At 44.4% G+C, this 9,706-nt stretch carries 7 protein-coding genes; 4 read left to right on the top strand and 3 right to left on the bottom strand.

Annotation, left to right across the window (positions count from 1 at the left end):
- Positions 1-159 precede the first annotated feature (159 nt).
- A complete protein-coding gene (locus LHL20_RS18765; protein ID WP_226434386.1) occupies positions 160-768 on the top strand; it encodes a hypothetical protein in 609 nt (202 codons plus the stop codon).
- Between the two features lie 4 nt (positions 769-772).
- Here the strand turns inward: LHL20_RS18765 and LHL20_RS18770 are convergent, their stop codons facing one another.
- Positions 773-1,357 (bottom strand): HAD family hydrolase, encoded by a 585-nt coding sequence (locus tag LHL20_RS18770; protein ID WP_226434387.1) that lies wholly within the window; start codon positions 1,355-1,357, stop codon positions 773-775.
- Positions 1,358-1,388: 31 nt separating this feature from the next.
- Complete coding sequence (locus LHL20_RS18775; RefSeq protein WP_226434388.1) at positions 1,389-2,744, bottom strand: MFS transporter; 1,356 nt, start codon at positions 2,742-2,744, stop codon at positions 1,389-1,391.
- Between the two features lie 240 nt (positions 2,745-2,984).
- Here LHL20_RS18775 and uvrA point away from each other — a divergent pair, with 240 nt between their 5' ends.
- Together uvrA and LHL20_RS18785 are read left to right on the top strand one after the other, a co-directional pair.
- Complete coding sequence (gene uvrA, locus LHL20_RS18780) at positions 2,985-5,807, top strand: excinuclease ABC subunit UvrA (RefSeq protein WP_226434389.1); 2,823 nt, start codon at positions 2,985-2,987, stop codon at positions 5,805-5,807.
- Positions 5,808-5,965: 158 nt separating this feature from the next.
- On the top strand, positions 5,966-6,133 hold the full coding sequence (locus LHL20_RS18785; RefSeq protein ID WP_201283975.1) for a hypothetical protein: 168 nt from the start codon (positions 5,966-5,968) through the stop codon (positions 6,131-6,133).
- Positions 6,134-6,198: 65 nt separating this feature from the next.
- On the opposite strand, the gene LHL20_RS18790 is transcribed toward LHL20_RS18785, so the two are convergent.
- Entirely contained in the window at positions 6,199-7,698 is a 1,500-nt protein-coding gene (locus LHL20_RS18790; RefSeq protein WP_159627215.1) for an Hsp70 family protein, read from the bottom strand.
- A gap of 333 nt (positions 7,699-8,031) precedes the next feature.
- On the opposite strand from LHL20_RS18790, the gene LHL20_RS18795 reads away from it, so the two are divergent.
- Positions 8,032-9,639: a winged helix-turn-helix domain-containing protein gene (locus tag LHL20_RS18795; RefSeq protein WP_226434390.1), complete on the top strand. Its 1,608-nt coding sequence runs from the start codon at positions 8,032-8,034 to the stop codon at positions 9,637-9,639.
- Positions 9,640-9,706 lie beyond the last annotated feature (67 nt).

Below are 9,706 nucleotides of genomic sequence, written 5' to 3' on the forward strand. Positions count from 1 at the left end.
AGTTCAGGTATTTGTGATGATGATTTATTTACTTATACTGCCAGCTAAGTATTTAGTTTGCCGTTACGGCTTATTTCATTGTGACTAAACTTCGCGATAAACACTTTATTGGTTTCAAGCGAGATTCAGGCAGCGAGACAAAACAAGTAGTGAATTAATATGATAAAAAGCACAAAACAATCGAAGCGTTTTATTCGTAGTACGTTAGTGTGTTGCAGCCTCTCATTTCTCGTTGCTTGTGTATCAACACCTGAGCCTGATTTAGACTCAGCACTCGTTCCAGCCTCACAACGAGAAGCGCATCAGGCCAGTCTTTCAAAAGCCAAAGCCTGCCCGATGTATCTTGCAGAACTCACCGATGAAAGGGCAAGCAAAGACTTATTGGTCGGAAATGATAATGTATCGAAAGATGCGCTTTATTCAATTCTTGAACAAAGCCTGCTTGAAATGAATGTTACGCCCCATACGAATGCTGATAATAGTGTAAAAGTATCGTTAGAGCGCGCATTTGTGAAAACTTTAGGCACCAACTTAGTTGCCACTGTTATCATTGATGTGCAATACAAACCCCACTACGCAGACGAGTACTCACCGAGTGTCTCTTACCGCGGTCAAAGCATGCAAGTACATTCAAGTACCTCAATCAATGAAGAACACGACATTGCTGAAGAAGCGATTAAGGAAGCAATAGCGCAAGCTACTCGTCGTGTAAAATCTTCTTTGTTACATGAATGCGATGACGTTCTAGAAAGCGCAAACGCAATCTAGCTTGCTAACGTACTATACGACCATTTTTGACCATAATGCAGGTCATACCGCCAGCGATAGCCGCTTGTTTACCCATATCGGTATCTTCAAACACTACGCAATGGTGTGGCGCAATATTCATCGAATCTGCAGCTTTTATAAAAGTTTCTGGGTGAGGTTTACCATGAGCAACATCATCGGCAGTAACCAACGCATCAAGTTGCGCCAATATTCCATGCTCTGAAAGTACCCACTGCGCATGCTGTCTATCTGAGCCTGTACCCACGGCTATCGGCATACGCGTTTTATAGTGATTAAATACTGCTAAAGTATCTTGAATAAGGGTGGGTGTGTGATTGAGCCCTTCATAGGCCTGTTTTTTAAATTCGGCAACCGCTAGAGGAGAATGCGACATGTTGTAACGCGCATTCATCAGTTCTACAGTTGCCAATGATGGAACGCCCCCAAGACTATACTGATAGTCGTTATCAAAAGGGTACCCAAACACCTCACAAGTGTGCTGCCACGCTTCAATATGTGCCGCCATTGAATCAACCAAAGTGCCGTCCATATCAAAAATAATGGCTTTAAAAGACGTTAAATCTATCATCCTTCACCCCTGTTTTCGGCAATTAGCCCAGCTACGTTGCGTCTAACACTTCTCGTGCTTTTAGCGCATCAAAGTCCCTATCGACCTTCAAATATACTGCGCCATTATGGTGGTTTAATGTCACGTCGAGTACGCCAGGAACTGCGCTTAACCCTTGCTTAAGTACTTGCTGAGAGCGCTCATCTAATACTGTATCGGGTTTTGATGCTTGCATCATTACGCGTTTCACCCGACTCACTTCTTTCAATCCCGCAATAATGAAGAGCCAAAGTACGGTGCATGCTGCACCAACGCCATAAGCAATGTCAGGTGTCCATATATCGGTTACAAAGCCCGAAACAATACCGCCGAGAAATGCGCCAAAGAACTGAAAGCTGGCATAAATGCCCATTGCAGTCCCCTTTTTGCCCGCCGGTGCAATGCTTGAAACTAACGCTGGAAAATTTGCTTCCAAATAATTAAAGCCAGTAAAAAATAGAACGACTGCCGCAGTAACCATCCACCAACTGTGTGTCTGCGTACTCAGTGTGAAGAACGCCGCTCCCATCAATACAATCGCAGTGAATAGCAGCGATTTTGGCGTGCGTCCACGCGCGGCTCCCATCATCAGCACAAGACCCACAATTGAGATACCTAGAACCGGCAGGTAGACGCTCCAGTGACTTTCCAGCGTCATATCAAAATGCAGTAGCGTAACGGGCAGTTGCACGAATAACAGCGTAATTAGCATATGTAGCAACAGCACGCTTACGTTTAAGCGCCATAGTTGCGGCGATAACAACAGCTGTTTTAGTTGGTCTTTTTGTGGCAGCGTATCACCACTACTGAGTTGCTCTGAATCAGGAACAACCCATTTGACTAGGGGCATACAAAGCACCGCTAGCAACCCCGTAATGGCAAAAACACCAGCCAACCCATAACTGTTGGCTATTAGTGGGCCTAAAATAACCGCGAGATAGAAAGAAAAGCCTATGGCAATGCCGATAATGGCAAGTACCTTGGCGCGCTGGCTTTCACGGCTGACATCGGTAGCCAACGCCATAATGGCACCGGCAATTGCGCCCGCGCCTTGTAGTATACGACCCACTATCATCATTATCATATTATCGGCACTTGCGGCGACAAAACTGCCTATCGCGAAAACACATAAACCCAATAATATAACCGGCTTTCGTCCCCATTTATCTGACATCATGCCCATGGGAATTTGTAATGCAGCTTGTGTTAAACCATAGCCACCAACCGCTAGTCCTACCAATAATGGTGAGTAATCTGGGTAGTCCATTGCCGCCACTGCAAGAACTGGCATTACCATGAACAAACCCATCATGCGTAAAACATAGACCGAAGCGAGCGCAAGTGCAGCGCGTAATTCCAAAGCGTTCAAAGCGTCAGTGTTCCTCAAAAGATGAAATAGCGCGTAGAGTATCTCTACAATAGAAAATTTAAGGTCGCGAAGTGTAGCACAATTTGTTCACCTGCCCACGTACCTTAACATGGATTAATACTTGGCTTAGTGTGTGGGCGAATGTGATCCCCTGCGCCTTTACGAAGTATAACTTGATTGTCATATCACTTTACTTGACAGCTATGGCATACTGATTCTTTTTCTCTCATTTAGGCTTCAATGGATAAAATCGAAATTCGCGGTGCTCGCACCCACAACTTGAAAAACATCGATTTAACACTGCCACGAGACAAACTGGTGGTGATTACCGGCCTGTCGGGCTCGGGGAAATCGTCTCTTGCATTCGACACCTTATACGCAGAAGGCCAGCGCCGATATGTTGAGTCTTTATCGGCGTATGCGCGTCAGTTCCTTTCCATGATGGAAAAGCCAGATGTTGATCATATTGAGGGTCTTTCGCCTGCAATATCCATTGAACAAAAATCAACATCGCATAACCCCCGTTCGACGGTAGGCACCATCACCGAGATTTACGACTATCTGCGTTTGATGTTTGCTCGTGTGGGCACACCACGCTGTCCTGATCACGATGTACCGCTTGATGCACAGACCGTTAGTCAAATGGTAGATAAAGTGCTAGCGATGCCAGAGGGTAGCAAGTTAATGCTACTTGCTCCTATCGTGAAAGAGCGTAAAGGGGAGCACGTTAAAACCTTGCAGAATCTTTCTGCTCAGGGCTTTATTCGAGCGCGCATCGATGGCGAAGTGTGTGATCTCTCTGATCCACCACCGCTCGACCTACACAAAAAGCACACCATCGAAGTCGTTGTCGACCGCTTTAAGGTGCGTGATGACATGGCGCTGCGCCTTTCTGAGTCATTTGAAACCGCGTTGAGTCTTGCAGGCGGCAACGCCGTTGTTGCCGACATGGATGACAAAGACGCTGAAGAAATTGTGTTTTCAGCTAATTTTGCTTGCCCCCACTGCGGATACAGCTTGAGTGAACTTGAGCCGCGTTTGTTCTCGTTTAACAATCCGGCGGGCGCCTGCCCTACATGTGACGGTTTAGGTACAAGACAGTTCTTTGATCCTATGCGAGTGGTTGGCAACGAAGAACTCAGTTTATCTGGAGGCGCAATTCGAGGGTGGGACAAGCGCAGTTACTACTATTTTCAAATGCTGCAAGCTGTTGCAGATCATTACGGCTTTAGCCTAACAGTACCGTTTGAAGAGTTAGATAAAAAGCATCAAGACATTGTGCTTTATGGTTCAAAGGGAAAATCACTCTCATTTAAATATATTAATGAGCGCGGCGACATCATGGAGCGCAAGCATCCGTTTGAAGGCATTATTCCCAATATGGAGCGTCGATATCGCGAGACTGAGTCAAACTCAGTGCGCGAAGAGTTAGCTAAGTATTTAAGTCAACAGCCATGTAATAGCTGTGAAGGCACACGCTTGCGCGTTGAAGCACGCAATGTATTTATCGAAGGTACTAATTTGCCGGCTATCGCTGATATGTCGATAGCTGATGCTTTCGGTTTTTTTGAATCATTAAGCCTTGAAGGTCAAAAGGCGCAAATAGCAGAGAAAATCCTAAAAGAAATTCTCGACCGTTTGCGCTTTTTGGTCAATGTCGGCCTTAATTACCTTTCAATGTCTCGCAGTGCCGATACCCTATCAGGCGGTGAAGCCCAGCGTATTCGCTTAGCAAGCCAAATTGGTGCGGGTCTTGTTGGCGTCATGTACGTGCTAGATGAGCCTTCAATCGGTCTACATCAGCGTGACAACGAGCGACTTCTTGGGACGCTCACACACCTGCGCGACTTAGGTAATACAGTACTGGTCGTAGAACACGATGAAGATGCCATACGCGAAGCCGACTATATCGTTGATATCGGCCCAGGAGCAGGTGTACATGGTGGGCAAATTATTGCAGAAGGTTCGCTGGAAGATATAAAGAATAGTGAACATTCACTTACCGGAAAATACTTGTCTGGCAGAGAGAAAATTGAAGTCCCTGCAACTAGAACTCCAGTTAAAGACGACAACTGGCTTGAGCTAAAAGGCGCAACTGGCAACAACTTGAAGTCAGTTGATTTGCGTATTCCTACCGGTGTGATGACCTGTGTGACTGGCGTATCGGGGTCAGGTAAGTCAACCCTTATCAATGACACCTTTTATAAAATTGCGCAACGTGAGTTGAATAAGGCCACGACTTCAGAGCCCGCACCACACGTTTCAATGACCGGTCTTGAACACCTTGATAAAGTGGTCGATATTGATCAAAGTCCCATTGGCCGAACACCGCGTTCTAACCCAGCAACCTACGCAGGTATCTTTACACCTATTCGCGAAATGTTTGCAGGTACACAAGAATCTCGCTCTCGCGGTTATAAACCAGGAAGGTTTAGCTTTAACGTGAAAGGTGGCCGCTGTGAAGCATGTCAGGGTGATGGTGTCATAAAAGTAGAAATGCACTTCTTACCTGATGTGTATGTGCCATGTGATGTCTGTCAGGGTAAGCGCTACAATCGTGAAACGTTGGAAATTAAGTACAAAGACAAGAATATTCACGAAGTTCTTGAGATGACGGTGGAAGATGCACGTCATTTCTTTGATGCGATACCCGCAATCTCAAGAAAATTGCAAACGCTCATGGACGTGGGTTTGTCGTATATTAGATTGGGACAAGCAGCTACTACTTTGTCAGGTGGTGAAGCACAGCGTGTAAAATTGGCAAAAGAGTTGTCAAAAAGAGACACTGGCCAAACCCTATACATTCTCGATGAGCCTACAACAGGGTTGCACTTCCACGATATTAAGCAATTATTAGCAGTGCTTCACAGGCTGCGTGATCACGGTAATACCGTTGTGGTTATTGAGCATAACCTTGATGTTATCAAAACCGCAGATTGGATTGTCGACCTTGGTCCAGAGGGAGGATCCGGAGGTGGCCAGATTATTGCAGAAGGAACACCTGAGCATGTGGCAGAACAAGACGTTTCACATACAGGACGCTTCTTAAAGCCCATGCTCTAACAAGCAGATCAGCATGCTATGGCGACAAAATGGCCAAACGCAGTCATTTTGTCGCATAAATTGATAAATATAACGCTGGTCAGAGCTTGTTTTGGTGAATCATGAGATACGATGATTCGTGGAATTTATTGCAGTAAGAATTGCTGGAGCAACAACGCATGAACCAAACGCCGCCATTAGCCTTAGTCAAGACTTGGTATCACCTACTTTCATCTTCTGAAGATAACGATGTAAAGGCACGTGCCCAAGAAATGTTACTGAAAGCCTTTGAGTCACCAGAAGCTATTGCTGTTTATTTGAAGCAGAACAATATTCTTCAGCATTAAGCGACAAAAAAAGCGTTAGTGGTGTCACTAACGCTTTTTCGTTTTTATCCTTTCAATGCTTCATTTCAGTGCTTAGCAGCCTGAATAGCAAGTCCTTCACATACCGAATTAAATGCATCATTTTCTAGTCGCGGCAACCCTGTCAATAAGTTTTCATATAAGGCATCAACGACAATTGGCGACAAACTCATACCGCCTGTGATCATGACAACTTCTGGCTTTTCTACACTATTTTCTAAACACTCCACCACTAATGCTTTTACTTTATCAAGCCAAGGTTTAAGTGCTTTTTTAAGTGCATCTTGTGTTATCTCTACATCAAAATCTTCTTCGATGTAATGTAGTGGTAACGTGATATTTTGCTTGCTCGACAACAGTTCCTTTGCCAAGCGAGCCGAGTTAACCACACGCGCAGATAGTTTATTTTCCTGCACAATCAACAGTCTTTCTAATTGCGCAGGCTCTTTTATCACCGACATAGTTTGCGAAATATCTAAACCATAATCATCAGAGAAGAATCGCGTTAGCGCAGGAATGTTGTCGACAGCACACATATCCGAAAAGTATGTGGGTGGTACAGGCAGGCCATTTATCATTTTAAGGCCCATCCCCATTTCTGGCGCAATAGCTTTTAGCACTAGACTCTTATCGCAATCCATTCCCCCCAAACGGCGTCCCGTTACCGACAAAACATCATCTTTTCTGTCTAGTTGGTTAGTGCGTTCTGGAGAAAGCTTTATGCAACAGATATCGGTAGTACCACCGCCAATATCCACAATAAGGGTTGTAGTATCTTTAGGCAGTGTTTGCTCAATCTTATACGCTGCAGCAATTGGCTCATCCAGAAAATTAACACCAGAGAAACCGGCTTTCGTCGCGGCCTGGGTCATGATTTGGATGGCCTGTGCGTTGCCTTCTTCGCCACGCGTTCCATGAAACTTTACTGGTCGTCCAATAACGGCACTGTCAACTACCGTACCTAGCTGCTGCTCTGCACACTGTTTAAAGTAGGCAAGTTGCTTGGCGATAATGCCGATAAAGGCTTGTTTTTGATCACCGTCAAGCGAAGCACCTAAAAAGTTTTTAGGTGAATAGATTAGTCTGCCCTTATCTGGCATCTTCAGAAAACGTCTGAACCCTTCTTCACCAAACGCAAACTTACCGTGCTCAACAAGGCGTAACAGTGGAATTTCATCAAGCGACATGGCATGCATCAATTGAGCAATAGCTTTGCGCTGCAAGGCTGGCTTATTGTGCAAATCTCCGCGAAGTGAATTTATGCGGTCGTTATACATAGCCTGCTCTTTGGGATCTTTCGCAGCGTAGTAACCGTCTTTCGCTTTATCTATCTGATCATTAATAGCGCGTTGAAGTTGGGCAACTTTCGCTTCAACCATCGCGTCTGGTGGTGGCGGTAACTCATCCTCAAAATAAATAAATACCGAAGAACGAATTTTGTTACCTTTCTTATCTAACGGGTCAAGTTTAATGTGCTGATGGGATGCACCATCAAAATACACAACCTCAGAATTTGATGTACCGTAGTCAATCCCAATCGCAGTCATAGTTCCGTTGTCATATCCAGCATTGAATGATTAAAAATAGCGGGTAAGTCTACTATACAAAATCATTCCATCCTATGAACTTACCCATGAATATCGTCAATTCGTTGAATCACTGCACTCTTTAGCAAAGTAAAAACAAGGCTATCAGGTATGTCCACTCTGGTTGTGTGAATGTTGTATAAACCCACAATACGCTGCTCTCCTTTACGCATTGACACTTTCATTAATACTTTTAAACAAATCACGTGGTGTAAGACGCTTTGAGAATGCCGTAAAAGTGTGTATTGTTTAAACAAAGCAAAATTAAAATTAAAGACAATTAGGCTAGCTGGCATGAGTAACACGGTAGTTGTACAGGGCAAGGGAACTGAAAGTTCGCAAACTGATGTCGAGCACGCGGCTACCCCTGAAACCTTCAGCTTTGAACAGTTTACTGTCGATACCCAGCGAAACTTACTCTTAGAACACAACCAAGAAGTCGCAATTGAACCCAAAGTCTTTGATTTATTGGTGTTTTTATGCCGAAACGCCGATAGATACGTATTAATCAATGAACTGCACGAAAAGGTGTGGGCCGACCGTGTTGTAAGTGATGCCGCTGTCAGGCGAGCAATTAGCAAATTGCGTACGCTGCTTGGCGAAACGGATAACCACTCTTTAATTAAGTCGATGCATAAGCGCGGGTACAAGCTAGATTGTACCGTTTCACATCATGCGCAAACTCACAGTCCAAACGGTAATACAACCAGTACACTACATGCTGGAATTACATCGCGTGCACACTCGCTTTTAACGGTTTTTCGTCACGTTGGCCGAATTCCCTCTTCGGCACTGGTAATCGCCATGTTGCTATTAGGTGCCATTTTATTCTATTCGCTGCAAACAGCAGTGCCAAGCCAAACAAAACTGATTAACTTCTCGGGAGAGAAGATAAGCGCAAGTGCTAACGACGATGCAAGTGAAATAGTATTTGCAGGCAAACTCATTGGCGAGCAAGGCTTTCAACTCTTTCATGCAAACTTAGAAAACCAGAACATCCGACAATTAACACAAAATGCCAATAATGTTACTGAGGTGAAATTTTCTCGCGACCAGCAAAATATTATTTTTATTGATCTGTCTTTGGGCGGCTCCAAAATACTCAGTAAAAATATTAGCAACGATGCTGAAACCACAACATTAGTAGAAGGCTTCAGTATTGTTTCCGATTTTGATGAATCCCACGATGGCAGTGGTTTGTACTTTGCCGCTGTGAAGGATGCACAAGGGACGGGACAAGTTTATTATCTCGACTACACCTCTGGAAATATTGAGGCAATTACATTTGCTCACGATACGAATTCAAACGATTACCGCGTAGATGTTTCGCCTAATGGCGATTACTTGCTTGTGACTACGTCTATGAGTGGCTTGGAAGAGCACGTACTTTCACTGTTCAATACACGCAATAGAGCCATCGTTAAACGATTTTTTCACAGCAGCGGCTTATACGAGGTCACCTGGCTCAATAATGAAGAAATTATGCTACTTGATAGCACAGAAATCGTAAAAGTTGAGATTGAGGGTGCAGCACAAACGTCCATCGCCCTTAATAAAGATAGCAATACCATCGACATTGAACCTTTAAGTCGTGACGAATATATGGTGGTTCGCAATTCTTTGTCTGACTCGTATTTCATTGAAGTTAGTCTTCCTTCATTTGACACCGCCACACAAAAAATCATCGCAACACCAGGCGACTCCGTGGATGAGGTTCGTTATTTGGGTCAATCCGGTGAGTTGCTTTACGTTGTTAAAGACGGCGCTCGTTCTGAGCTTGTAAGAAGAGAAGGGAAAGAGCAAGTATCATTGTTGCAGACAACTATGAATCTCAGTTTGCTTGATGTAGCCCCTCAAAACGATTTCATTCTGTCCACTTCCCCTAAACTGAGACAGACTTAATTGGAGTTTTCTGCAATGATTAATGCAGGAGACGACTATGAAAAAATCACGCTACACAGAATCTCAG

The organism is Alteromonas sp. McT4-15 (assembly GCF_020515205.1).
Taxonomy (GTDB): Bacteria; Pseudomonadota; Gammaproteobacteria; order Enterobacterales; family Alteromonadaceae; genus Alteromonas.

Bases quoted from the DNA above. Each gene is read 5' to 3' on its own strand.
- LHL20_RS18765 (WP_226434386.1), top strand. From the start codon at position 160: ATGATAAAAAGCACAAAACAATCGAAGCGTTTTATTCGTAGTACGTTA.
- LHL20_RS18770 (WP_226434387.1), bottom strand. From the start codon at position 1,357: ATGATAGATTTAACGTCTTTTAAAGCCATTATTTTTGATATGGACGGC.
- uvrA (WP_226434389.1), top strand. From the start codon at position 2,985: ATGGATAAAATCGAAATTCGCGGTGCTCGCACCCACAACTTGAAAAAC.
- LHL20_RS18785 (WP_201283975.1), top strand. From the start codon at position 5,966: ATGAACCAAACGCCGCCATTAGCCTTAGTCAAGACTTGGTATCACCTA.
- LHL20_RS18790 (WP_159627215.1), bottom strand. From the start codon at position 7,698: ATGACTGCGATTGGGATTGACTACGGTACATCAAATTCTGAGGTTGTG.
- LHL20_RS18795 (WP_226434390.1), top strand. From the start codon at position 8,032: ATGAGTAACACGGTAGTTGTACAGGGCAAGGGAACTGAAAGTTCGCAA.